The 24522-nt window shown below is 61.9% G+C and carries 14 protein-coding genes; 8 read left to right on the forward strand and 6 right to left on the reverse strand.

The features are described from left to right. Window positions 1–9: 9 nt before the first annotated feature. Entirely contained in the window at window positions 10–1659 is a 1650-nt protein-coding gene (gene pstA, locus CLM71_RS17465) for a phosphate ABC transporter permease PstA (protein ID WP_105232114.1), read from the reverse strand. Beyond that, window positions 1656–3833, reverse strand: coding sequence for an ABC transporter permease subunit (locus CLM71_RS17470; protein ID WP_105232115.1), 2178 nt, complete (start codon window positions 3831–3833; stop codon window positions 1656–1658). Before CLM71_RS17470 ends, pstA begins: the two co-directional genes overlap by 4 nt. Window positions 3834–4113: 280 nt before the next feature. On the opposite strand from CLM71_RS17470, the gene ppk1 reads away from it, so the two are divergent. Continuing rightward, window positions 4114–6177 carry a polyphosphate kinase 1 gene (gene ppk1, locus CLM71_RS17475; RefSeq protein ID WP_105232116.1) on the forward strand — a complete coding sequence of 688 codons (2064 nt, stop codon included), beginning with the start codon at window positions 4114–4116 and terminating at the stop codon, window positions 6175–6177. 10 nt (window positions 6178–6187) lie between these two features. Then, window positions 6188–7741, forward strand: coding sequence for an exopolyphosphatase (ppx, locus tag CLM71_RS17480; RefSeq protein WP_105232117.1), 1554 nt, complete (start codon window positions 6188–6190; stop codon window positions 7739–7741). Window positions 7742–7786: 45 nt separating this feature from the next. Here ppx and CLM71_RS17485 read toward each other — a convergent pair whose 3' ends face one another. Next, entirely contained in the window at window positions 7787–10018 is a 2232-nt protein-coding gene (locus tag CLM71_RS17485; RefSeq protein ID WP_105232118.1) for an EAL domain-containing protein, read from the reverse strand. 270 nt (window positions 10019–10288) lie between these two features. Beyond that, window positions 10289–10582 carry a hypothetical protein gene (locus CLM71_RS24475; RefSeq protein WP_187044291.1) on the reverse strand — a complete coding sequence of 98 codons (294 nt, stop codon included), beginning with the start codon at window positions 10580–10582 and terminating at the stop codon, window positions 10289–10291. Window positions 10583–10798: 216 nt separating this feature from the next. On the opposite strand from CLM71_RS24475, the gene mgtE reads away from it, so the two are divergent. Further along, window positions 10799–12232: a magnesium transporter gene (gene mgtE, locus CLM71_RS17495; protein WP_105232119.1), complete on the forward strand. Its 1434-nt coding sequence runs from the start codon at window positions 10799–10801 to the stop codon at window positions 12230–12232. A 32-nt stretch (window positions 12233–12264) separates the two neighbouring features. On the opposite strand, the gene alkA is transcribed toward mgtE, so the two are convergent. Then, entirely contained in the window at window positions 12265–13743 is a 1479-nt protein-coding gene (gene alkA / locus CLM71_RS17500; protein WP_105233471.1) for a DNA-3-methyladenine glycosylase 2, read from the reverse strand. Window positions 13744–13913: 170 nt separating this feature from the next. On the opposite strand from alkA, the gene yegD reads away from it, so the two are divergent. Together yegD and CLM71_RS17510 are read left to right on the forward strand one after the other, a co-directional pair. After that, window positions 13914–15266 carry a molecular chaperone gene (gene yegD / locus CLM71_RS17505; protein ID WP_105232120.1) on the forward strand — a complete coding sequence of 451 codons (1353 nt, stop codon included), beginning with the start codon at window positions 13914–13916 and terminating at the stop codon, window positions 15264–15266. Window positions 15267–15330: 64 nt separating this feature from the next. Continuing rightward, the gene (locus tag CLM71_RS17510) at window positions 15331–15891 is read left to right on the forward strand and encodes a GNAT family N-acetyltransferase (RefSeq protein ID WP_105232121.1); all 561 of its coding nucleotides are present in this window, start codon (window positions 15331–15333) and stop codon (window positions 15889–15891) included. Between the two features lie 10 nt (window positions 15892–15901). Here the strand turns inward: CLM71_RS17510 and CLM71_RS17515 are convergent, their stop codons facing one another. Then, entirely contained in the window at window positions 15902–16858 is a 957-nt protein-coding gene (locus tag CLM71_RS17515; RefSeq protein ID WP_105232122.1) for an aldo/keto reductase, read from the reverse strand. A gap of 224 nt (window positions 16859–17082) precedes the next feature. Here CLM71_RS17515 and CLM71_RS17520 point away from each other — a divergent pair, with 224 nt between their 5' ends. From CLM71_RS17520 to mdtC, 3 genes are read left to right on the forward strand one after another with little or no spacing between them, the layout of a single operon-like run. Beyond that, window positions 17083–18324: an MdtA/MuxA family multidrug efflux RND transporter periplasmic adaptor subunit gene (locus CLM71_RS17520; protein WP_105232123.1), complete on the forward strand. Its 1242-nt coding sequence runs from the start codon at window positions 17083–17085 to the stop codon at window positions 18322–18324. Then, a complete protein-coding gene (locus CLM71_RS17525) occupies window positions 18324–21443 on the forward strand; it encodes an MdtB/MuxB family multidrug efflux RND transporter permease subunit (protein ID WP_105232124.1) in 3120 nt (1039 codons plus the stop codon). The genes CLM71_RS17520 and CLM71_RS17525 overlap by 1 nt, the downstream gene beginning before the upstream one ends. Next, window positions 21440–24520, forward strand: a complete 3081-nt coding sequence (mdtC, locus tag CLM71_RS17530) for a multidrug efflux RND transporter permease subunit MdtC (RefSeq protein WP_105232125.1) — start codon at window positions 21440–21442, stop codon at window positions 24518–24520. The genes CLM71_RS17525 and mdtC overlap by 4 nt, the downstream gene beginning before the upstream one ends. Window positions 24521–24522: the final 2 nt, after the last annotated feature.

A 24522-nucleotide genomic window follows, 5' to 3' on the forward strand; every position in this document is an offset into this window, starting at 1 on the left:
TTATCACCGTTACTGCTCCCATACCCGGTAACGCTCCCTGAGCGAATGACGGATGCCCATCGCTGCCAGATTCAGCCCGACGACGATCGCCACCAGCAGGAAAGCGGTGGCGAACACCAGCGGCCTGGCCGCTTCGACGCTGGGACTTTGGAACGCCATATCGTAAATCTGGAAGCTCAGGTGCATAAACTTACGTTCCAGATGTAAATACGGAAAAATATCGTCCACCGGCAACACCGGCGCCGACTTCACCACGCCGACCAGCATCAGCGGCGCGGTCTCACCCGCCGCCCGTGCAATCGCCAAAATCAGGCCGGTCATCATGGCCGGCGCCGCCATCGGCAACACAATGCGCCATAAGGTCTCCGCCCGGCTGGCGCCCAGCGCCAGCGACCCCTGACGCAGCGAAACAGGTATCCGCGACAGCCCCTCTTCGGTCGACACGATCACCACCGGCAGCGTCAGCAGCGCCAGCGTCAGCGCGGCCCACAGCACGCCGGGCGTGCCGAAGGTCGGGTTGGGCAGGGACTCGGCATAAAACAACCGATCGATGCTGCCGCCGATCAGATAGACAAAAAAGCCCAGGCCAAATACGCCGTAGACGATAGAAGGCACCCCGGCCAGATTGACCACCGCGATGCGAATCAGCCGCGTCAGCAGGTTCTTGCCGGCATACTCATGCAGATAAACGGCGGCAATCACCCCGAACGGCATCACCACGATCGACATCAGCACCACCATCAGCACGGTGCCAAAAATCGCCGGGAAGACGCCGCCTTCGGTATTGGCCTCGCGCGGGCTGTCGCTCAGAAACTTCTTCACCTGCTCGCCCCAGTGCGCCATTTTCTGGCCGAATGTCATCGCATTGGGGTACCAGGCATCGCGTATCTGGCTCAGGGGAATGGTATGCACCTGGCCGCGCATATCCCGCAGCAGCAGCGCGTCGCGCTGGCGATCCCGGTTCAGCCCGTCCAGCCGATCCGCCAATTGACGATACTGACGCTGCAGTTCCAGCCGCTCGGCTTTCATCTGCGCCTGGGCGCGGGCATCAAACCTGTCGTCACGCCGGAGCTTTTTCTCACGCAGGTTGAGCGCGGCAAACTGCTCATTAATCCGCGCCATCTCATGAATCTGAATATCATGCGCCTGGCGCGACAGCGCCGCAATTTGCGGCAGGCGCTGCTGCAGCGCCTGGCTAAGATCGCGGCCGGTCAGCGGCTGGCCGTCCTCCAGCAGGCCGGCCAGAAAACCATAGGCGGTGCCGTTGCTGTTGCGCTCCAGCACCATCAGGTCGCGCGGCGTGCTCTGACGGCGAATATCGCTGGCCAGCAGCGTACGGAAATCCTGCCCCTCACTTTCGCGGTTACCGACCTTGATCAGATAGCGGGTGACCTGCTCCGCCTCACCCGGTGGCGTCACGCCCGCTTCCTGTAACTGCCGGCGCGAAATCGTCTGCTGCTGATACAGTTCGCCGATCAGCGTTACCGGCCCGGCCGCCGCCTGATTCAGCTCAAACTGATACACCGGGCTGGGCCAAAAATAGCGCATGCCCTGCCCCGCCAGCAGCAGCAAAATGCCGAGCAGCGCCAACAGGCTGACGCTGACCGATCCGGCGGTCAGCCATACCCAAGGGGAACCCGACTTTAGCCAGGATCTCATGGCGCCTCCTGATTCTGGCTATAGCGCTCGCGCAGCCGCTGGCGAATCGCCTCAGCCAGCGTGTTGAAAATAAAGGTAAACACAAACAGCACCAGCGCGGTCAGGAACAGCACCCGGTAGTGGCTGCTGGCGAACACCGCCTCCGGCATTTCAATGGCGATATTCGCCGCCAGCGCGCGCAGCCCCTGGAACAGACTGCCATCGATAATCGGCGTATTGCCGGTAGCCATCAGCACGATCATGGTTTCCCCTACCGCCCGTCCGAAACCGATCATCAGCGCCGAGAAAATGCCGGCGCTGGCGGCGGGCAACGTTACCCTCACCACCGTCTGCCAAGCCGTGGCGCCCAGCGCCAGCGATCCCTGAGTGAGCGACGTCGGCACGCTGAACAGCGCATCCTCCGCCAGAGAGAAAATAATCGGCACCAGCGCAAAACCCATCGCCACGCCGACCACCAGCGTATTACGCTGATCAAAGTCATCGCCCAGCCAGACGTGCATCGGCTGGCCGAACAGCAGCGTCTCCAGCCAGGGGCCGAGGATCATCGCCAGCCAGACGGTCAGCGCCATCACCGGCAACAGCAGCAGTAAATCGGCGCCGGGACGCAGCCGGCCCGGCCACCAGCGCTGCTGCGCCAGGCCGCATCCTATCACCGCGCCGGCCAACAGCAGCGGCAACGCCAGTATCACCAGCAAATGGCGCTCGATCACCGGCGCCAGCCAGATGCCCGCCACCAGCCCGATGACTACCGTCGGCAATGCCCCCATCACTTCGATCGCCGGTTTCACCAGCCGCCGCAGCGCCGGCGACATAAAACAGGCCGTATAGACAGCGCCGCCCAGCGCCAGCGGAATCGCGAACAGCATCGCATAGACGGCGGCTTTCAGGGTGCCGAAAATCACCGGCGCCAGGCTGAACTTGGCCTGATAGCTGTCCTCCCCGGAGGTAGACTGCCAGACCAGCGCCGGCTGCGGATAGTTCTCATACCAGATCTTCTGCCACAGCGAGCGCCAGGTTACGTCAGGGTAATCATTATTCAGGCGATAGCGCTGCCAGCCCTGTGCGGTCTCCAGCAACAGACCGTCGCCGCGCGGCGCAAACGCCGCCTGCTGCACGCCGGCGGCCAGCCGGGCGCTCAGCAAAGGTCGGGACTGAATGCTGGCGTAGAGCGCAAACGCACCGTCCGGCTGTACGGCGGCGAACACCCGGCGGAACGGTTCGGCAATCACCGTAGCGTCCGCAGCCGGCTGCGGCGCGAACTGCTGCGCCGCGGTCAGGCGCCAGCGCTGGTTTTTCTCCACGTCGAACCACTCCTGCAGCGTGCCGTCGGCGGCATGCACGATCAGCGCGCTGCCGCCCGGCAGCGCCGTCAGACGGTAAGGCGTCTGTTCTCCGAGCGTTTGCGTCTCCTGCAGCCGCAGCTGTGTCCCGTCGATCTGGTAACGCGCCAGCCGGTTGCCGCTCAGCAGATAGAGCTGGCGGCCATCCGGCGCCAGCACCAGTTGCTGGACGTCAGCATCCAGCGCGACGCGACTTACCGCCGCCGGCTGCTGTGCGGCAACGCGGGCAAACAACAGCTGACGCCGTTCGGTCACCGCCGCCACCAGATACTCACCGGCCTCGCGCGCCGGCGCCAGCGCCAGCTGTGTCAGCGCGCCGCCATGGGGCAGCAGAGCCCGTGGCCGCTCGCCCAGCGGCAGAGTCCAGCGCGGTTTTTCCTGCGGCGCCGCGGCAAAATCGGCCTGCGCAATCATAAAGCGCCCGTCGGCCTGCGCCAGCGCAAACAGGTCGCGCGCGCCCACCGCCCGGGCCAACAGCGTCGGCGCCGGCAGCAGCCGCTGGCTGGCCAGCAGCGTGCCGGCCGCCTGCCCCTGCCGCGCCGTCAGACGGTAAAACTGCCCTTCTCCCCGATGGTCGATGCGATAGCCCACCCGTTGCTGAACATCCATCCCGAGCGCCATGGCCGGCGACGCGTGGTTCAGCGTCAGCGCCGGTGACGTCTCGATGGACGCCGATTTAAACAGTGGCAGCACGGCAAACAGCAGGTAGACGAAGATTAACATCAGCATCATCAGCACCAGCAGGCCGCTGACGGTCACCATGGCCCGTACGCCGCTATCAATGCGCGCGCGCCGCCGATCGCGGGGAAGTTGATTTGCCGTTGTCTGTACCATCACTCTCTGTCTTTGTTGCTGGTCCGGCTTACGCCAAAAGATAACCGGGCATCTTATGTCAGATTAATGTCGTTTGCATGACAAAGTTTACCGCCGCCGGCCGGCAGATCTGTTGGACATTACTGTCAATCTCTCGCAATAATGTTGTAGGACATTAGAGCGGCATCCAGGCAGCGTGAACGATGGGCTACGGCGCCACTCACCCGCCTGCGCGGCAGGCGGCCTGGGCCGGCATAGGGGAATGCCATTCGATTTTTCCCATGATTTAACCGGAGTAATAATGGGTCAGGAAAAGCTCTACATCGAGAAAGAACTAAGCTGGTTATCCTTTAATGAACGCGTGTTGCAGGAAGCCGCAGATAAGAGCAATCCCCTGATTGAACGCATGCGCTTTCTGGGCATTTACTCCAATAACCTCGACGAGTTTTACCAAGTCCGCTTTGCCGATCTGAAACGTCGGATACTGATCAGCGAAGAACAGGGCTCCGCCGGGTCATCACGCCATTTGCTGAAGAAAATCCAGGCCAAGGTGTTAAAAACCGACCAGGAGTTCGACACCCTGTATAACGATTTGCTGCTGGAAATGGCGCGCAATCAAATCTTTCTGATCAATGAGCGTCAGGTCTCCGAGAACCAGCAAGTCTGGCTACGCCAGTACTTCAAGCAGCATCTGCGCCAGCATATTACGCCGATTCTGATCAATCACGACACCAATCTGGTGCAGTTTCTGAAGGACGACTACACCTATCTGGCGGTGGAGATCATCCGCGGTACCCATATCGACTATGCGCTGCTGGAAATTCCGTCTGATAAGGTGCCGCGCTTCGTCAATCTGCCGCCGGAGGCGCCGCGCCGGCGCAAACCGATGATCCTGCTGGACAATATTCTGCGCTACTGCCTGGATGATATTTTTAAGGGCTTCTTCGACTACGACGCGCTCAACGCCTATTCAATGAAGATGACGCGCGATGCGGAATACGATCTGGTGACGGAAATGGAGTCCAGCCTGCTGGAACTGATGTCCTCCAGCCTGAAACAGCGCCTGACCGCCGAGCCGGTGCGCTTTGTGTACCAGCGCGATATGCCGAACAAAATGGTGGAGCTGCTGCGCGAAAAGCTGGGCATCTCCAACTACGACTCGGTGATCGCCGGCGGCCGCTACCACAACTTCAAGGACTTTATCGGCTTCCCCAACGTCGGCAAAAGCAACCTGGTCAACCGGCCGCTGCCGCGCCTGCGTCATACCTGGTTCGACAAGTTCCGCAACGGCTTTGACGCCATCCGGGAAAAAGACGTGCTGCTGTACTATCCGTACCACACCTTCGAGCACGTGCTGGAATGGCTGCGGCAGGCGTCGTTCGACCCCAGCGTGCTGGCGATAAAAATCAATATTTACCGCGTAGCGAAAGATTCACGCATTATCGAATCGATGATCCACGCGGCGCATAACGGCAAAAAAGTGACGGTGGTGGTCGAGCTGCAGGCACGCTTTGACGAAGAGGCCAACATTCACTGGGCCAAACGCCTGACGGAAGCCGGCGTACACGTGATCTTCTCGGCCCCCGGTCTGAAAATTCACGCCAAGCTGTTTTTGATTTCGCGCCGCGAAGGCGACGCCATTGTGCGCTACGCCCATATCGGCACCGGCAACTTCAACGAAAAAACCGCGCGCGTTTACACCGACTACTCTCTGCTGACCGCCGATGCGCGCATTACCAACGAAGTGCGCCGGGTGTTCAACTTTATTGAAAACCCCTACCGCCCGGTGCATTTCGACTACCTGATGGTGTCGCCGCAGAACTCGCGCCGCATGCTGTACGATCTGATCGACCATGAGATCGCCAGCGCGTTGGCGGGCAAACCGGCCGGCATTACGCTGAAATTGAATAATCTGGTGGATAAAGGGCTGGTGGATCGGTTATATACCGCTTCCGGCGCCGGCGTAAAGGTACGCCTGCTGGTGCGCGGTATGTGTTCGCTGATTCCCAATCTGCCGGGGATCAGCGACAATATTCAGGCCATCAGCATTGTTGACCGCTATCTGGAGCATGACCGCGTTTACGTTTTCGAAAATCAAGGTGACACCAAGGTCTATCTGTCGTCCGCCGACTGGATGACCCGTAATATAGATTACCGTATCGAAGTGGCGGCGCCGCTGCTGGATCCGGCGCTGAAACAGCGCGTGCTGGATATTCTGGCGATCCAATTCAGCGACACCGTCAAAGCCCGTTATATTGATAAAGAGCTGAGCAATCAGTACGTGCCGCGCGGCAACCGCCGCAAGGTCCGTTCGCAAATTGCCATTTACGACTATTTAAAAGCTCTGGAACAACCAGGAAATTAGGCCAGTAACTATGCCGCTAAACAGCACTGCTACTCATAAACCATTGGAAATCGCCGCCATCGATCTGGGCTCGAACAGCTTCCATATGGTTATTGCCCGCGTCGTAAACGGCGCCCTTCAGGTATTGGGCCGCTTAAAACAGCGGGTACACCTTGCCGATGGCCTGGACGCCAATAATGTGCTCAGTGAAGAAGCAATAGAACGCGGTCTGGCCTGCCTGGCCCTGTTTGCCGAACGGCTGCAGGGCTTCCCGGCGGAAAACGTCACCATCGTCGGTACGCATACGCTGCGTCAGGCGGTGAATGCCGAAGCCTTCCTGAAACGCGCCGCCGACGTGATCCCCTACCCGATCGAGATTATCTCCGGGCAGGAAGAGGCGCGCCTGATCTTTATGGGTGTGGAACACACCCAGCCGGAAAAGGGCCGCAAGCTGGTGATCGATATCGGCGGCGGTTCAACGGAACTGGTGATCGGCGAAGATTTCGAACCGCTGCTGGCGGAAAGCCGCCGCATGGGCTGCGTCAGCTTCGCCCACATTTTCTTCCCTGAAGGCGAAATCAACCGCACCAACTTCCGCCGCGCCCGGCTGGCGGCGGCACAAAAGCTGGAAACCCTGGCCTGGCAATACCGCATCCAGGGCTGGCAATACGCTCTTGGCGCCTCCGGCTCGATCAAGGCGGCGCACGAAGTGCTGGTTGCGATGGGTGAAAAAGACGGCCTGATCACCCAGGAGCGGCTGGAAATGCTGAGCGAGCAGGTGCTGCAGTTCAAGAACTTCAGCGCCCTCAGCCTGCCGGGGCTGTCGGAAGAGCGCCAAGCGGTGTTTGTACCGGGGCTGGCCATTTTATGCGGCGTGTTCGACGCGCTGGCGATCCGCGATTTGCGTCTGTCTGACGGCGCGCTGCGCGAAGGCGTGCTGTATGAAATGGAAGGCCGTTTCCGCCATCAGGATATTCGCAGCCGCACCGCCAAAAGCCTGGCCGAGCACTACAATATCGATCGCGACCAGGCCGGCCGGGTGCTGGCGACCACCGAGCTGCTGTACGCCCAGTGGATGGCGCAAAATACCAAGCTGGTCAACCCGCAGCTGGAGGCGCTGCTGAAGTGGGCCGCCATGCTGCACGAGGTCGGGCTGAGCATCAATCACAGCGCCATGCACCGGCACTCCGCCTATATTTTGCAAAACACCAATCTGCCGGGCTTTAATCAGGAACAGCAGCTGCTGCTGGCGGCGCTGGTGCGCTTCCACCGTAAAGCCATCAAACTGGAAGAGCTGCCGCGCCTGAACCTGTTCAAGAAGAAGCACTATCTGCCGCTGATTCAGCTGCTGCGCCTGAGCGCGCTGCTGAATAACCAGCGTCAGTCCACCACCACGCCGGAAACCCTGCGTCTGTCCACCGATGACAATCACTGGACGCTGCGCTTCCCGGCCGGCTATCTGGCGCAAAATACGCTGGTGCAGCTGGATCTGGAGCGCGAGCAGGAATACTGGAACGACGTCGTCGGCTGGAAGCTGCTGATTGAAGAAGAAGACGCGCAGCAGGACGAGCAGCGCCTCGCCTGATTGCCTACTCTGCGGCCCTCTGCCCCGGCAAAGGGCCGCAGAGCGTTACGCCGGCGGCTCCTGCGCCGGTGTCACCAGCGACGTCAGCGGCACCGGCCGGCCGATATGGTAGCCTTGCATATAATCGACCCCCAACGCCCGCAGCGCCATCTGCTGCTCTTCGCTTTCGACATATTCCGCCACGATATGTAGCCGCTTCATTAACGCCACCTTGCAGATAGAGGCGATAATTTGGTGATCCACCGGGTCATTCAGCATATCGCGCACAAAGCTGCCGTCGATTTTCAGCGTATCCACCTCCAGCATCCGCAGACGATTGTAGCTGGCATAGCCGGTGCCAAAATCGTCAATCGCGATGCGGCAGCCCAGTTCGCGCAGCTCCCGCAGGGTGGTGGCCGCATAGTGGATATCCTGCATCAGGTGTGATTCGGTGATTTCCAGAATCAGCTGGTACGGCTCAATGTCATACTGCTGCAGCGCCTGGCGTACATCGCGGCTCAGCGTCGGGCGGCACAGCGTCGGCGGCGAGATGTTCACCGCAAAACGCGCGCTCGGCAGCGTATTGCGGTGGCTATCCATAAACTTCAGCGTGTTGTTCAGCACCCACAGGTCCAGCTGATACGCCAGACCAAACTCATGCACCACCGGCAAAAACTCGCTCGGCGGCAGCGTACCGCCTTTATCATCGGGCAGGCGCAGCAGAATTTCATGGTAGCTGTCGCCGCGCACCCCGGATATCGGCTGCGCCATCAGGATAAACCCGTCGCCATCCAGCGCCCGCTGCACCCGGTGCAGCAAACGCACCTTGTGCTTCAGCTCATTCTGCACGTCCTGATGATCGCTGCGGATACTCTCCGGCTCGCCGCTGGTCAGTGAAAGTTCAGCCAGCGAACTCAGCTCCCCCAGCAGCAGATGCAGGTGCTCCACTTCTCCGGCGATGCCGCAGTAGCTGACACCCAGCGGCGGATGGATCGGCAACCCGTTCCAGACCAGGCGGAAGTTCTCCAGCGTGGCGTGCACCTCCGCCACTTTGGCTTCGGCGTCATAGCCGTTAAGCCGCAGCACCAGATCGTAGCCCGGCAGCTGATAGACCTCTTCGTCCGCCGCCATCACTTTACGCAGAGTACTGGCCAGGTGCTGTTTAAAACGGATACGCAGCTGCATGCCGTAATGGCGGCTCAGCAGATCCAGTTCGGCAATGCGTAAAAAGCACAGCGTCGAGCGCGGCGCCTGCGCTAAGTCCCGCTTCAGGGCGCGCAGGTTGGGCAGGCCGACCATCGGATCCTGCAGCGAGGCGCGTCGCATTTTGGCGAACAGCACCAGCTGGCGGGAGTTAATCGCCGACAGCAGGAATACGCTGAGGGTGAATACCAGCATCATCGAGGAGACCACGGCCAGATCGTGCAGGCGCCCGTCCACCCGCACATAGCTGCGATAGTTGAAGAACAGCGCCAGCAGCGCGATCGACCAGGCGATGCAGTTCAGGTGATAGCCGAAGCGCATGGCGCCGTACAGCATCAGCGGCAGCAACAGCGTCAGGCTGTAGTCGACCCAAAACTCCTTGTGCCCGACGCCGGTGGGGTAACACAGCGCAAACACCATGCCGGCCAGCAGCAACAGCCAGAGCTGCGGCTCGCCGGTTTTGACGCCCGGCGCGACTTCCAGCCGGAAACGGCGCCGCAGCGTCCGCATAAAGCGCGGGTTATTCAGCATGCGCAGTACAAAATAGAACAGCGGCGTGGAAGAGAGGCCGGCGATCAGCAACGCATGGAAATTCACCAGCGTATGCATCAGATTGGCTCTGCCGAACACCATGCCCATCTCGTCCGGCAAAAGTCCCATACCGGTCATCAGCTGCAGGCTGAGGATAAACAGCAGCGGCGGAAACGTCAGCAGCCAGATCAGGCGCGGTGGCGTAAATCCCAGCACGTTAATGCGGGCGCACCAGCTGCGCTGCGTCTGGCAGCGGTAGCCCAACCAGCAGACGCCGAGGCAGAACAGATACAGCAACGTCATGATAATGCCGATTTCCGGCCCCAGCCGGGCGCTGTAGCGGACCATGATAGCAATGGCAATGCCGGGAATCGCCATCCAGTCATACACCATCAATAGCGAAATGCACACCGCCAGCGGCAGATAGACCAGGTACACCTTCCCCTCCGGCAACATAATGCGCGGAGACAGCCAGCCGGCCAGAGGGATAAACACCAGGCTCCAGATTAAGGGCTGGCCCCACCAACGGTGGCGTAAATCATTCCAGAGTTTCAATTTAACCATTATGAAGTGAATATCTCCGCTGACGCGCGAAGCAATTTATCGTCCAGACCTTGGTAACCTGTCAGTAAGCGGCGTCCGCCCGTCGCCGAGATCGGGGTAGCAGTGGTGAAAAATTCAGCAAAATTTACAGCTGGTCACGAATTCTATGCGCAACGGTGGGTTAAAAATTGATTTAGATCAATTAATAGATAATTGTTGGTTAAAAACCGGAATAACATTACCGCGATAAAAAAAAGCGCTCCACGCCGCCGGATAAAATCAAACCAACACTCAACGAACGGCAGGATTGTTTTTGCTTCCCGGTGAAATACATAGACAAATTTTGCCAGCCGCCACTAAAATTACGCCACTCATGGAAAAATGACGGGCATAACCAACAACTGCGCCACAAGGACCGATACTTCCGGAAAAATCATGCGTAAAAGAACCACCGGACAAATGACCAAAATAGTGTTGCTGGTAAGCTTTATCATTTTGATAGGCCGGCTTCTGTATACCACTCTCGCCGCCATTCCCCATCATCAGGAAAAAAATGTTTCCGCCCAGGAACAGCACATCAGTCAACCACTCAATCCGCCACGGGACAACGCCTCTGAAACGCAGTGAACGCGCGTGCCTGTCCGCGCGCCGCCGAATGGGTAAGCCGCCTGTCAACAGACGCTTTACCCATTCTTTGGCTGCGTATCGTCCCGATCATAAAAATGACGCCATACTCTGAGATGTTCTATCTTGTACAAGTTATGACTCAGGAGCTCCGCGTGCCAAGCGTTAAGGAATACCATGTCTGCCGCAACACATAATGTCAAAAAGGTGGCTGAACACCGTCAGCACATCCTGTCCCTGTTACTGAACAACAAAGCGCTGGTCGACGGCATCCTCGGCCGACCGGACGAAGAGCAGCAGCTCAGCCGCCAGGCGCTGATGGACCAGACCGCCGAAATTCGCGCGCTGGTGGAAGAGATGCACGCCGCCGACCTCGCCGACCTGCTGGAAGCGCTGCCGCAGGATGAACGCCTGGCGCTGTGGCGGCTGGTGGATCCGCCGCGCCGCGGCCAAACGCTGGTGGAAGTCGCTGAACCGGTGTGGGACAGCCTGATCGAAGAGATGAGCGATAAAGACCTGCTCAAGGCGATCAAAACGCTGGATATCGATGAACAGGCCTATCTGGCGCAGTTCCTGCCGCGTAACCTGATGGGCCGCCTGCTGACCTCGCTGGAGCCGGGGCAGCGCGCACAGGTGCGCGAGATGATGCACTACGGCAAAGAGACCGTCGGCTGGATGATGGACTTCGAGCTGGTCACGGTGCGGCCCGATGTTACGCTGGGCGCGGTGCACCGCTTTTTGCGCCAGCGCAAAACCATTCCGGACGCCACCGATAAAATCTTTGTCACCGATCGTAAGAACACTCTGCTCGGCGAACTGCCGCTGACGGCGGTGCTGCTGAACGACCCGCAAACACAGGTCGCCAGCGTGATGGACAGCGAACCCACCAGCTTCCAGCCGGAAGATAAGGCCGAAGCGGCGGCCGGCGCGTTTGAACGTTATGACCTGATCAGCGCCCCGGTGATCGACGCGCAGGGCAAACTGATGGGGCGTCTGACCATCGAAGAGATCGTCGACGTGGTGAATGAAGAGAGCGAAAGCAACCTGCGCCGCATGGGGGGCTTAAGCCCGGAAGAGGACGTATTCGCGCCGGTCAGCAAGGCGGTAAAAACCCGCTGGGCCTGGCTGGCTATCAACCTGTGCACCGCCTTTATCGCCTCGCGGGTGATTGGCCTGTTCGAGCACACCATTTCGCAGCTGGTGGCGCTGGCCGCGCTGATGCCGATCGTCGCCGGCATCGGCGGCAATACCGGCAACCAGACTATCACCATGATCGTCCGCGCGCTGGCGCTGCACCAGATTGAAGAAGGCAATATTTCCCGTCTGCTGCTCAGAGAGCTGGGCGTTGCGATCATCAACGGCCTGGTGTGGGGCGGCATTATGGGCGTGGTCACCTATTTACTGTACGACGACTGGGCGCTGGGTGGCGTGATGACGCTGGCCATGATCCTCAACCTGCTGGTCGCCGCGCTGATGGGCGTAGTGATCCCGATGGTGATGCTGAAGATGGGACGCGACCCGGCGGTCGGCTCCAGCGTGCTGATCACCGCCCTGACCGATACCGGCGGCTTTTTCATCTTCCTCGGCCTGGCCAGCCTGTTCCTGCTTTGACCTTCCGGGCCGGCCTGCGCCGGCCCGTTTTTCTATCGCTCAGGCTGCCAGCCGTCGTGATGCCACAGATGCAAAGTGGCGTAAGAGCGCCACGGCCGCCAACGTTCGGCATAGCGCTCAATCTGGCGCGGCGTCATGCCGGGAAAGCGCTGTTTAATCAGATAATCGCCGCTCAGAAATACGTCCGGCCATGACCAGGCGCGCATCGCAATATAGCTCGCCGTCCAGTCGCCGATGCCCGGCAGCGCGGTCAGCGCCTTGATGCCCTGCTCAATATCCAGCACGTTATCCAGCGCCAGCCGCCCCTCTTCCAGCGCACGCGCCAGCGCGATCAACGCTGCTGCGCGTTTGAGCTGAATACCGAGCGGCCGCAGCATCTCCGGCTGCAGCGCGGCTATCTGCCCGGCCAGCGGAAACACATGAGTAATGCCGGCGTGCGGCTGCGCCAGCGGTGTTCCCCAACGCTCCGCCATCCGTCCGGCAAACACGGCGGCCATCTTCACGCTGACCAGTTGCCCCAGCACCGCGCGCGTCGCCTGTTCGAAGCCATTGACACAGCCGGGCAGGCGCAGGCCGGGGTCGGTCACCAGCGGCCCCAGCGCGGCGGCGATGACGTCCGGCGCCGCATCCAGATCGAACAGCTGGCGCACGCGCCGCAGCACGTCGGTCGTCACCCGGCTCAGCGACGGCGCAATCTCCACCCGCACCCGATCGCGCGCCGTTTCCGGCTGCACGCTGACCCAGCCCTGATACGACTCTCCGCCGAGCGTCACCGCGATGGAGCGGTAATAACGCCCGTCCTGCACGCACTCCACGCTGCTGACCGCACGCGCCTGTAAAAAATTCAGCATGCGCGGCCAGTCGTACGGCGGGCGATAGCCCAGATGAAACACCAGCCCGCTGTCGGCGGCGCGTGTCTGCCGGCCGCTGCTTTCACGCAGCGCCGACGGACTCAGGCGGTAGCGCTGTTTAAACAGTTCATTAAAGCGCCGCAGGCTGCCAAACCCCGCGGCGAACGCCACCTCGCTGAGCGGCATATCGGTATCCGCCAGCAGGCGCTTGGCCTGCAGCAGCCGGTGCGACTGCGCATAATCGATGGGCGAAGCGCCGAACTGCTCGGCGAAGATGCGCCGCAGATGGCGATCGGAAATCCCCAGCCGCGCCGCCAGCGCCTCACAGCTGTGTTCAGACAGGTAGCCCTGCTCAATCAGCTGCACCGCAACCTGCGCATAGCGGTTGCCCAGGTCGATCAGCGCCAGGCCCGGTGCCAGTTCCGGCCGGCACTTCAGGCAGGGGCGAAAGCCCGCCAGTTCAGCGGCGGCGGCGCTGGGGTAGAAGCTGCAGTTCTCGCTTTTCGGCGTGCGGGCGCTGCACACCGGCCGGCAGTAGATGCCGGTCGACGACACGCCGACAAAGAAACGGCCGTCAAATTTGCGATCCCGCGCGCGCAGCGCGGCATATAACGCCTGGTGTTCACTCATGGCAACGCTCGGTGTCGGTTTTTTCATCATTATGGCGCTCAGACTGCGGGCTGACGTGCGGAATTCGGACATCAAGATAGGCTTAGTTAAGCATCTCCTTAACGCTGCCGCTAAAATTTTCGCCGTCCGGCACGCGCTGCATTGCCCAGACGCCCGCTCTCGGGTAAAGTCGCCCCCCTTCATTGGCATGGGGATAGAAAATGTTTATAGGATTCGACTACGGAACGGCCAACTGTTCCGTTGCGGTGATGCGGGAAAACGGCCCGGAGCTGCTGGCGTTGGAAAACAATGAACCGTATCTGCCGTCGATGCTGTGCGCGCCGAGCCGCGAAGCGGTCAGCGAATGTCTGCACCGCCACTGGCAGGTGCCGACCGGCAGCGAGGAAAACCAGCAGCTGCTGCGGCGCGCCGTCAGCTACAACCGCGAAGAGGATATTCCGGTCAACGCCGACAGCCTGCACTTTGGTCTGCAGGCGCTGGCGCACTATGTTGAAGACCCGGAAGAGGTGTACTTCGTCCGCTCGCCGAAATCATTCCTCGGCGCCAACGGGCTGAAGGCGCAGCAAATCGCGCTGTTTGAAGACCTGGTCTGCGCGATGATGTTCCATATCAAGCGCCAGGCGGAAGGCGTGCTGCAGCAGCAGATCGAGCAGACGGTGATCGGCCGGCCGATCAACTTCCAGGGCACCGGCGGCGAAGAGGCCAACAGCCAGGCGCAGGGCATTCTGCTGCGCGCCGCCCAGCGCGCCGGATTTAAGCAGATCGAATTCCAGTTTGAGCCGGTGGCCGCCGGGCTGGATTTCGAAGCCACGCTGCAGGAAGAGAAAACCGTGCTGGTGGTCGATATCGGCGGCGGCACCACCGACTGCTCGGTGCTGTTGATGGGGCCGCAGTGGCGCGACAGCGCCGATCGCCAGCAGAGCCTGATCGGCCACAGCGGCTGCCGCGTCGGCGGTAACGACCTCGATATCATGCTGGCATTCAAGCAACTGATGCCGCTGTTCGGCATGGGCGGTGAAACCGCAAAAGGCATCGCCCTGCCGGCGCTGCCGTACTGGAACGCGGTCGCCACCAACGACGTGCCGGCGCAGAATGAGTTTTACAGCAGCGCCAATGCCAGACTGCTGAACGATCTGATCCGCGACGCGGCGGAGCCGGAAAAAGTGCGTCGGCTGCTGCAGGTGTATCGGCAACGTCTGAGCTACCGGCTGGTGCGCGCGGCGGAAGAGAGTAAAATCGCCCTCTCCGGCGAGGAAACCACCCGCGTACCGCTGGCGTTTGTCCAGCCGGAACTGGCAGAACTCATCAGTCAGGGACAGCTGGCGGATGCCATTTCCCAGCCGCTGCAGCGCATCCAGGAGCAGGTCACCGCCGCGCTGGCCACCAGCCAGACGCAGCCGGACGTGATCTACCTGACCGGCGGCAGCGCCCGTTCGCCGCTGCTGCGCGCGGCGCTGCAACAGCAGCTGCCCGGCATTCCGATCGTCGGCGGCAATGACTTCGGCTCGGTCACCGCCGGGCTGGCGCGCTGGGCGCAGACGCTGTTCCGTTAACCCCGCCACGGGGCATCGGGCGCGACGTCAAGGTCGCGCCCCGTTACAGAACGAGGTGAAAACCATGCCTATCGCCACGCTGAATACCGAACGTTTACGCCTGCGCGCCTGGCAAGACAGCGATCTGGCCGCTTTCGCCGCGCTGAACGCCGATCCGCAGGTGATGCGTTACTTCCCCGCCCCGCTGTCCGCCGCCGCCAGCGAAACGCAGGCCGCCGCGATCCGCCAGTTTATGCAGCAGCACGGCTGGGGATTATGGGCCGTCGAACTGCCGGGCCATGTTCCCTTTATCGGTTTTGTCGGCCTGGCCCAGGTCGGCGACGATCTGCCGCTGTCGCCCTGCGTGGAGATCGGCTGGCGGCTGGCCGCCGCCCACTGGGGCCACGGCTACGCCAGCGAGGCCGCACGGGCAGCGCTGAACCATGCGTTTTCACAGCTGCAACTGCCGGAAGTGGTGTCGTTTACCGCCGTCGTCAACCATCCCTCACGCCGGGTGATGGAACGCATCGGCATGCGCTGCGCTGAGGAGTATTTTGACCATCCGCGCCTGCCGCCGGGCCACCGCCTGCGCCGCCATGTGGTGTACCGGCTGAACCGGCAGCAATGGCGGGAGCAGGCTGACTGACGCCCGCACCTTATTCCTCGCTGGCCCGATCCAGCTGGCGAATATCTTCTGCGTTCAGCGACAGTTGCGTAGCGCCGATCAGCTCATCCAACTGGGCCAGCGAGGTGGCGCTGGCAATCGGCGAGGTAATGCTCGGCCGCGCCATCAGCCAGGCCAGCGAGACCTGAGTCGGCGTCGTCGCATGCCGCTGCGCCACGCTATCCAGCGCCTCCAGAATGCGTAAACCGCGCGCGTTCAAATAGCGCGCCACGATGGTGTCGCCACGCTGACTCTTGCCGATATCATCGGCGCTGCGGTACTTGCCGGTAAGAAAACCGCTGGCCAGCGCCCAGAAGTTGATCACCCCCAGCCCGTGCCTGACGGCAACCCCTTCCAGCGCCTGTTCATAGCCTTGTCGGGCATAGAGGTTATATTCCGGCTGCAGGGTCTCATAGCGCGCCAGCCCGTGCTGCTCGCTGACCCGCAGCGCCTCTTCCAGCCGATCGGCCTGATAGTTGGACGCGCCGATCGCCCGTACCTTGCCCTCTTTGATCAACGCGTCAAAGGTCGCCAGGGTTTCCGCCAGCGGGGTGTCGCGGTCGTCGTCATGAGATTGGTATAAATCGATATAGTCCGTCTGCAGACGGCGCAGCGAATTCTCCACCGCCTGGCGGATATAGCCGGCCGACAGCTGCGGTTTGCCGGCTGCATCGTTCATTTTCCCCACTTTGGTGGCGATAATCACCCGATCGCGCTTGCCGCTCTGTTTCAGCCATTCGCCGATCACCGTTTCCGACTCGCCGCCCTGATTGCCCGGCGCCCAGTAGGAATACACATCGGCGGTATCGATAAAATTCAGTTGGTTGTCCACCAGCGCGTCCAGCAGGCTGAAAGACGTCGCCCGATCCGCCGTCCAGCCGAACACATTGCCGCCGAACGTCAGTTTCGGCACCCTGATTCCGCTACGTCCCAATTCACGCTTGCTCATCTCACCCTCTATCAGCCAAATGGTTTGAGTAATTATTATTAGCCTGAAATATAATCAAACGCCAAAAACGCGACGCTTATCGGTAAACCCTCTTTCTCTTCATGGAAAACTGACGATTCCTCCATTTTTCCTCCATTTTTATCCCGGTAACGGCCGGTAAACTAGTATCCTATAAGAAGTTGGCCTTTCGGCTTGTTGCCCGCCTTTGGAGTATTTTCATCGTCATGAATGCAAAACCTCAACGCCGCCCCTTGATCCTGCGCCTTGTCGTTCTCGCGCTGTTGGTTATCGCCGCCGTGTTGATTTGGCGACATTTTTTCGCCGCCGCACCCGTCGAACCGCTGCCGTCCGCCCGCCAGGCGGCGGGCAAACAGGCGAATAATGGCGGACGGCGCAAGATGCCGATGTCGCCGGTACAGGCGGCAACCGCCATGCAGCAGACCGTGCCGCGTTATCTGTCCGGGCTGGGCACCGCCAGCGCGGCGAATACCGTCACCGTCACCAGCCGGGTCGACGGGCAGCTGATGGCCATTCACTTTACCGAAGGGCAACAGGTCAAGGCCGGCGATCTGCTGGCGGAGATTGACCCGCGTCCGTTCCAGGTGCAGCTGACGCAGGCCGAAGGCCAGCTGGCGAAAGACCAGGCGACGCTGGCCAACGCCAGACAGGATTTGGCGCGCTATCAGCAACTGGTGAAAACCAATCTGATCTCTCGCCAGGATCTGGATGCGCAGCGGGCGCTGGTGCGCCAGACCGAAGGAGCGATCAAGGCCGATCAGGGCGCGGTGGACAGCGCCAAACTGCAAATCACCTACAGCCGCATCACCGCGCCGATTGACGGCCGCGTCGGGCTGAAGCAGGTCGACGTCGGCAACTACATCACCAGCGGCAGCAGCACGCCGCTGGTGGTGATCACCCAAACCCGGCCGATCGACGTGGTGTTTACCCTGCCGGAAGGCAATATCGCCGATCTGCTTAAGGCGCAGAAGGCCGGTGCGGTGGCGGTCGAAGCCTGGGACCGCACCAATTCGCAGCGGCTGGCGACCGGCAGCCTGCTGAGCCTGGATAACCAGATAGATACCGCCACCGGCACCATCAAGCTCAAAGCGCGCTTTAGCAATCAGGACGATGAGCTGTTCCCCAACCAGTTTGTCAACGCGCGCCTGAAAGTGGATACCCTGCACAACGCGGTAGTGATCCCGACGGCGGCGCTGCAGATGGACAACGAGGGCAACTTCGTCTGGACGCTGGGGGATGACAATACCGTCAGTAAACACCGCGTCACCACCGGCGTGCAGGACAGCCAACAGGTGGTGATCAGCGCCGGCCTGAGCGCCGGTGACCGGGTGGTCACCGACGGCATCGACCGTCTGACCGACGGCATTCAGGTCGAGGTGCTGACGCCGCAGGAAACGCCGGCAGCCGCCACGCCGCGCCGCCAGCCGCAAGTGCAGGGGAAATCCTGATGCAGCCGACGCCGCATAAGGCTAACGGCGGGCCGTCCCGCCTGTTTATCCTGCGTCCGGTCGCCACCACGCTGCTGATGGTGGCCATCCTGCTGGCGGGCATTATCGGCTACCGCGCGCTGCCGGTGTCCGCCCTGCCGGAAGTGGATTACCCCACCATTCAGGTAGTGACGCTGTACCCCGGCGCCAGCCCTGACGTGGTGACCTCGGCGATCACCGCGCCGCTGGAACGGCAGTTCGGCCAGATGTCCGGGCTGAAACAGATGTCGTCGCAAAGCTCCGGCGGCGCGTCGGTGGTGACGCTGCAGTTCCAGCTCGAACTGCCGCTGGACGTCGCCGAGCAGGAAGTGCAGGCGGCCATCAACTCGGCCACCAATCTACTGCCGAATGACCTGCCCTACCCGCCGATTTACAGCAAGGTCAACCCGGCCGACCCGCCGATTATGACGCTGGCGGTCACCTCCAGCGCCATGCCGATGACGCAGGTGGAAGATATGGTGGAAACCCGCGTCGCACAGAAAATCTCGCAGGTCACCGGCGTCGGGCTGGTGACGCTGTCCGGCGGGCAGCGCCCGGCGGTGCGCGTCAGGCTGAACGCCGCAGCGGTGGCGGCTTACGGGCTGGACAGCGAAACGGTGCGCAGCGCCATCAGCAACGCCAACGTCAACTCCGCCAAGGGCAGCCTGGACGGCCCCACCCGCTCGGTAACGCTGTCGGCCAACGACCAGATGAAGTCCGCCGACGATTACCGCCAGCTGATTGTCGCCTACAAAGACGGCGCGGCGATCCGTCTGCGGGATATCGCCACCGTCGAACAGGGCGCCGAGAACACCAAACTGGCGGCCTGGGCCAATAAAGATCAGGCGATCGTGCTGAATATTCAGCGCCAGCCGGGGGTTAACGTCATCACCACCGCCGACAGCATCCGCGAGATGCTGCCGACGCTGGTGAAAAGCCTGCCGAAATCGGTGGATGTGAAAGTGCTGACCGACCGCACCACCACCATCCGCGCCTCGGTCAGCGACGTGCAGTCCGAGCTGTTGCTGGCGATCGCCCTGGTGGTGATGGTGATTTACGTCTTCCTGCGCAACGTTCCGGCCACCATTATTCCCAGCGTGGCGGTGCCGCTGTCGCTGGTCGGCACCTTCGCCGCCATGTATTTCCTCGGCTTTTCCGTCAACAACCTGACGCTGATGGCGCTGACCATCGCCACCGGTTTCGTGGTCGATGACGCTATCGTGGTGATAGAGAATATCTCGCGCTATATCGAAAAGGGCGAAAAGCCGCTGGACGCCGCGCTGAAAGGCGCCGGTGAGATCGGCTTTACCATTATCTCCCTCACCTTCTCGCTGGTGGCGGTGCTGATTCCGCTGCTGTTTATGGGCGATATCGTCGGTCGCCTGTTCCGCGAATTCGCCGTCACGCTGGCGGTGGCGATTCTGATCTCCGCCGTGGTGTCGCTGACGCTGACGCCGATGATGTGCGCGCGCATGCTGAGCCACGAATCGCTGCGTAAACAGAACCGCTTTTCCGCCGCCAGCGAACGCTTTTTCGAGCGGGTGATCGCCCGCTACGGCGTGTGGTTGAAAAGCGTGCTTAATCACCCGTGGCTGACGCTGGGCGTGGCTTTCGCCACGCTGGCGCTGACGGTGCTGCTGTACCTGCTGATCCCGAAAGGCTTCTTCCCGGTACAGGACAACGGCATTATTCAGGGCACGCTGGAAGCGCCGCAGAGCGTCTCCTTCAGCAATATGGCCGAGCGTCAGCAGCAGGTCGCCGCGCAAATCCTGAAAGATCCGGCGGTCGAAAGCCTGACTTCCTTCGTCGGCATCGACGGCAGCAACGCCACGCTCAACAGCGGCCGGCTGCAGATCAACCTGAAGCCGCTCAGCGAACGCAGCGAACGTATTCCGGCGATCATCAGCCGTCTGCAGCAGCAAACGGCCAACATTCCCGGGGTGAAGCTCTATCTGCAGCCGGTGCAGGATCTGACCATCGATACCCAGGTGAGCCGCACCCAGTATCAGGTCACGCTGCAGGCGATGTCGCTGGATGAGCTGAGCCTGTGGGTGCCGCAGCTGATGAATGAACTGAAGCAGGCGCCGCAGCTGGCCGACGTCACCAGCGACTGGCTCGACCGCGGGCTGGTGGCCTACGTCAACGTCGACCGCGACTCGGCCACGCGCCTCGGCGTCAGCATGAGCGATGTCGATAACGCGCTGTATAACGCCTTCGGCCAGCGGCTGATCTCCACCATCTATACCCAGGCCAACCAGTACCGCGTGGTGCTGGAGCATGACGTCAGCCAGACCCCCGGCCTGGCGGCGCTGGATGATATCCGCCTCGCGGGCAGCGACGGCGCCATGGTGCCGCTGCGCAGCATTGCCAAGGTTGAAGAACGCTTCGGCCCGCTGTCGATCAACCATCTCGATCAGTTCCCGTCGGCGACGGTGTCGTTCAACGTTAACGACGGTTACTCGCTCGGCGAGGCGGTGGACGCCATTACCCAGGCGGAGGAACGCCTCAATCTGCCGAAGGATATCAGCACCCGCTTCCAGGGCGCGACGCTGGCGTTCCAGGCGGCGCTCGGCAGCACGCTGTGGCTGATTCTGGCGGCGGTCGTGGCGATGTATATCGTGCTCGGCGTGCTGTATGAAAGCTTTATCCACCCGGTGACCATTCTGTCGACGCTGCCGACAGCCGGCGTCGGCGCGCTGCTGGCGCTGATGATGGCGGGCAACGATCTGGACGTGATCGCCATCATCGGCATCATCTTGCTGATCGGCATCGTGAAGAAAAACGCCATCATGATGATCGACTTTGCGCTGGCGGCGGAGCGCGAACAGGGCATGACGCCGTACGACGCCATTTATCAGGCCTGTCTGCTGCGCTTTCGGCCGATCCTGATGACCACGCTGGCGGCGCTGCTCGGCGCGCTGCCGCTGATGCTCAGCACCGGCGTCGGCGCGGAGCTGCGCCAGCCGCTGGGGGTCTGTATGGTGGGCGGCCTGATCATGAGCCAGATCCTGACGCTGTTCACCACGCCGGTGATTTATCTGCTGTTTGACAAACTGGCGCGCAACACCCGCCGCCGGCCGGACGCGCAGGAGCTGCCGTGAGATTCTTTGCGCTATTTATCCACCGCCCGGTAGCCACCACGCTGCTGACACTGGCGATCGCCATTGCCGGCGTGATGGGCTTTCGCCTGCTGCCGGTCTCACCGCTGCCGCAGGTGGATTTCCCGGTGATCGTGGTCAGCGCCTCGCTGCCCGGCGCCTCGCCGGAAACCATGGCCTCGTCGGTGGCGACGCCGCTGGAGCGCGCGCTGGGACGCATCGCCGGGATCAATGAAATGACCTCGATGAGCTCACTCGGCAGCAGCCGCGTGATTTTGCAGTTCGATCTGGATCGCGATATCAACGGCGCGGCGCGCGACGTGCAGGCGGCGATTAACGCGGCGCAGAGCCTGCTGCCCAGCGGCATGCCGAACCGCCCCAGCTACCGCAAGGTCAACCCGTCCGATGCGCCGATCATGATCCTGACGCTGACCTCCGACACTTACAGTCAGGGGCAGCTGTATGATTTCGCCTCCACCCAGCTGGCGCAGCGCATCGCCCAGACTGAAGGGGTCGGCGACGTGTCGGTGGGCGGCAGCTCGCTGCCGGCGGTGCGGGTGGAGCTCAACCCCGGCGCGCTGTTTAATCAGGGCGTATCGCTCGACAGCGTGCGCCAGGCCATCAGCAGCGCCAACGTGCGCAAACCGCAGGGCGCGCTGGAAAATCCGCAGCAGCGCTGGCAGCTGCAGACCAACGACGAGCTGAAAACCGCCGCCGACTATCAGCCGCTGATCATTCATTACAACAACGGTTCGGCGGTGCGCCTCGGCGACGTAGCCGAGGTGAAAGACTCGGTGCAGAACGTGCGCAACGCCGGCATGACCAACGCCAAACCGGCGATCATTATGACCGTCAGCCGCGCGCCGGACGCCAATATTATCGCCACCATCGACCGCATCCGCGCCGAGCTGCCGGACCTGCAGGAGAATATCCCGGCGTCTATCCAGCTGAATATCGCGCAGGATCGCTCGCCGACCATCCGCGCCTCGCTGGCGGAGGTGGAGCAGTCGCTGGCGATCGCCATCGCGCTGGTGATTCTGGTGGTGTTTATCTTCCTGCGTTCCGGCCGCGCCACGCTGATCCCGGCGGTGGCGGTGCCGGTGTCGCTGATCGGCACCTTCGCCGCCATGTACCTGTGCGGCTTCAGCCTGAACAACCTGTCGCTGATGGCGCTGACCATCGCCACCGGCTTTGTGGTGGATGACGCCATCGTGGTGCTGGAGAATATCTCGCGCCACGTTGAAGCCGGCGTCAAGCCGATCAACGCCGCGCAGCAGGGGGTGCGCGAGGTCGGCTTTACCGTGCTGTCGATGAGCGTCTCGCTGGTGGCGGTGTTTATTCCGCTGCTGCTGATGGAGGGGCTGCCCGGCCGGCTGTTCCGCGAGTTCGCCGTCACGCTGTCGGTCTCCATCGGCCTGTCGCTGATTATCTCGCTGACGCTGACGCCGATGATGTGCGCCTATCTGCTGCGCCATCAGCCGGCGCGCGCCCAGCGCCGCACCCGCGGTTTCGGCCGGCTGCTTAACGCGCTGCAGCAGGGCTACGGCCGCTCGCTCAACTGGGTGCTGGGCCATGCCCGCTGGGTGCTGGCGCTGTTTCTCGCCACCATCGCCCTCAACGTCTGGCTGTACGTCAGCATCCCGAAGACCTTCTTCCCGGAGCAGGACACCGGCCGGCTGATGGGCTTTATTCAGGCGGACCAGAGCATCTCCTTCCAGGCAATGCGCAGTAAGCTGGAAGACTTTATGAAAATCGTGCGGGAAGACCCGGACGTGGATAACGTCACCGGCTTTACCGGCGGGTCGCGCACCAACTCCGGTTCGATGTTTATCTCGCTGAAGCCGCTGTCCGAACGCAGCAGCAGCGCCCAGCAGGTGATCGCCCGCCTGCGCGGCAAACTGGCGAAAGAGCCGGGCGCCAACCTGTTCCTGATGGCGGTGCAGGATATCCGCGCCGGCGGCCGTCAGGCCAACGCCAGCTACCAGTACACGCTGCTGGCGGACGACCTCGGCGCGCTGCGCGAATGGGAGCCGAAGATCCGCGACGCGCTGGCGAAACTGCCGGCGCTGACGGACGTTAACTCCGATCAGCAGGACAAAGGCTCCGAACTGGATCTGGTCTACGACCGCGAAACCATGGCGCGCCTCGGCATTTCCGTCAGCGACGCCAATAACCTGCTGAATAACGCCTTCGGCCAGCGCCAGATCTCAACCATCTATCAGCCGCTCAATCAGTACAAGGTAGTGATGGAAGTGGCGCCGCCGTATACCCAGGACGTCAGTGCGCTGGAAAAGATGTTCGTCATCAATAACGAAGGGAAAGCCATTCCGCTCTCCTACTTCGCCAGCTGGCGGCCGGCCAACGCGCCGCTGTCGGTGAACCATCAGGGGCTGACGGCGGCGTCGACCATTTCGTTCAACCTGCCGGACGGCGGCAGCCTGTCCGACGCTACCGCAGCCATCGAGCGCACCATGACCGCGCTCAGCGTGCCGCCGACGGTGCGCGGCGCCTTTGCCGGCACCGCGCAGGTTTATCAGGATACGCTGCGCTCGCAGCTGTTCCTGATTCTGGCGGCGATCGCCACGGTGTATATCGTGCTCGGCGTGCTGTATGAAAGCTATATTCACCCACTGACCATTCTCTCCACCCTGCCCTCCGCCGGGGTCGGCGCGCTGCTGGCGCTGGAGCTGTTCGGCGCGGCCTTTAGCCTGATTGCGCTGATCGGTATCATGCTGCTGATCGGCATCGTGAAAAAGAACGCCATCATGATGGTCGACTTTGCGCTCGACGCGCAGCGCCGCGGCGGCATCAGCGCGCGCGAGGCGATTTTCCAAGCCAGCCTGCTGCGCTTCCGGCCGATTATGATGACCACGCTGGCGGCGCTGTTCGGCGCGCTGCCGCTGGTGCTGACCAGCGGCGACGGCGCGGAGCTGCGTCAGCCGCTGGGGGTCACCATCGCCGGCGGGCTGCTGATGAGCCAGCTGCTGACGCTGTACACCACGCCGGTGGTGTACCTCTATTTCGACCGATTGCAGACGCGCCTGCGGCGCGGTAAAAAGCTGCAGCCGCTGCCGGAGTAGCG

The organism is Serratia sp. MYb239 (assembly GCF_002966855.1).
Lineage (GTDB): Bacteria > Pseudomonadota > Gammaproteobacteria > Enterobacterales > Enterobacteriaceae > Serratia_B > Serratia_B rhizosphaerae.

What these genes read in the sequence shown, in the direction of transcription:
- CLM71_RS17510 (WP_105232121.1), top strand. Translation starts at nt 15,331, where the DNA reads ATGCCTATCGCCACGCTGAATACCGAACGTTTACGCCTGCGCGCCTGG.
- CLM71_RS17515 (WP_105232122.1), bottom strand. Translation starts at nt 16,858, where the DNA reads ATGAGCAAGCGTGAATTGGGACGTAGCGGAATCAGGGTGCCGAAACTG.
- alkA (WP_105233471.1), bottom strand. Translation starts at nt 13,743, where the DNA reads ATGATGAAAAAACCGACACCGAGCGTTGCCATGAGTGAACACCAGGCG.
- ppx (WP_105232117.1), top strand. Translation starts at nt 6,188, where the DNA reads ATGCCGCTAAACAGCACTGCTACTCATAAACCATTGGAAATCGCCGCC.
- yegD (WP_105232120.1), top strand. Translation starts at nt 13,914, where the DNA reads ATGTTTATAGGATTCGACTACGGAACGGCCAACTGTTCCGTTGCGGTG.
- mgtE (WP_105232119.1), top strand. Translation starts at nt 10,799, where the DNA reads ATGTCTGCCGCAACACATAATGTCAAAAAGGTGGCTGAACACCGTCAG.
- CLM71_RS17470 (WP_105232115.1), bottom strand. Translation starts at nt 3,833, where the DNA reads ATGGTACAGACAACGGCAAATCAACTTCCCCGCGATCGGCGGCGCGCG.
- CLM71_RS17520 (WP_105232123.1), top strand. Translation starts at nt 17,083, where the DNA reads ATGAATGCAAAACCTCAACGCCGCCCCTTGATCCTGCGCCTTGTCGTT.
- pstA (WP_105232114.1), bottom strand. Translation starts at nt 1,659, where the DNA reads ATGAGATCCTGGCTAAAGTCGGGTTCCCCTTGGGTATGGCTGACCGCC.
- ppk1 (WP_105232116.1), top strand. Translation starts at nt 4,114, where the DNA reads ATGGGTCAGGAAAAGCTCTACATCGAGAAAGAACTAAGCTGGTTATCC.
- CLM71_RS17485 (WP_105232118.1), bottom strand. Translation starts at nt 10,018, where the DNA reads ATGGTTAAATTGAAACTCTGGAATGATTTACGCCACCGTTGGTGGGGC.
- CLM71_RS17525 (WP_105232124.1), top strand. Translation starts at nt 18,324, where the DNA reads ATGCAGCCGACGCCGCATAAGGCTAACGGCGGGCCGTCCCGCCTGTTT.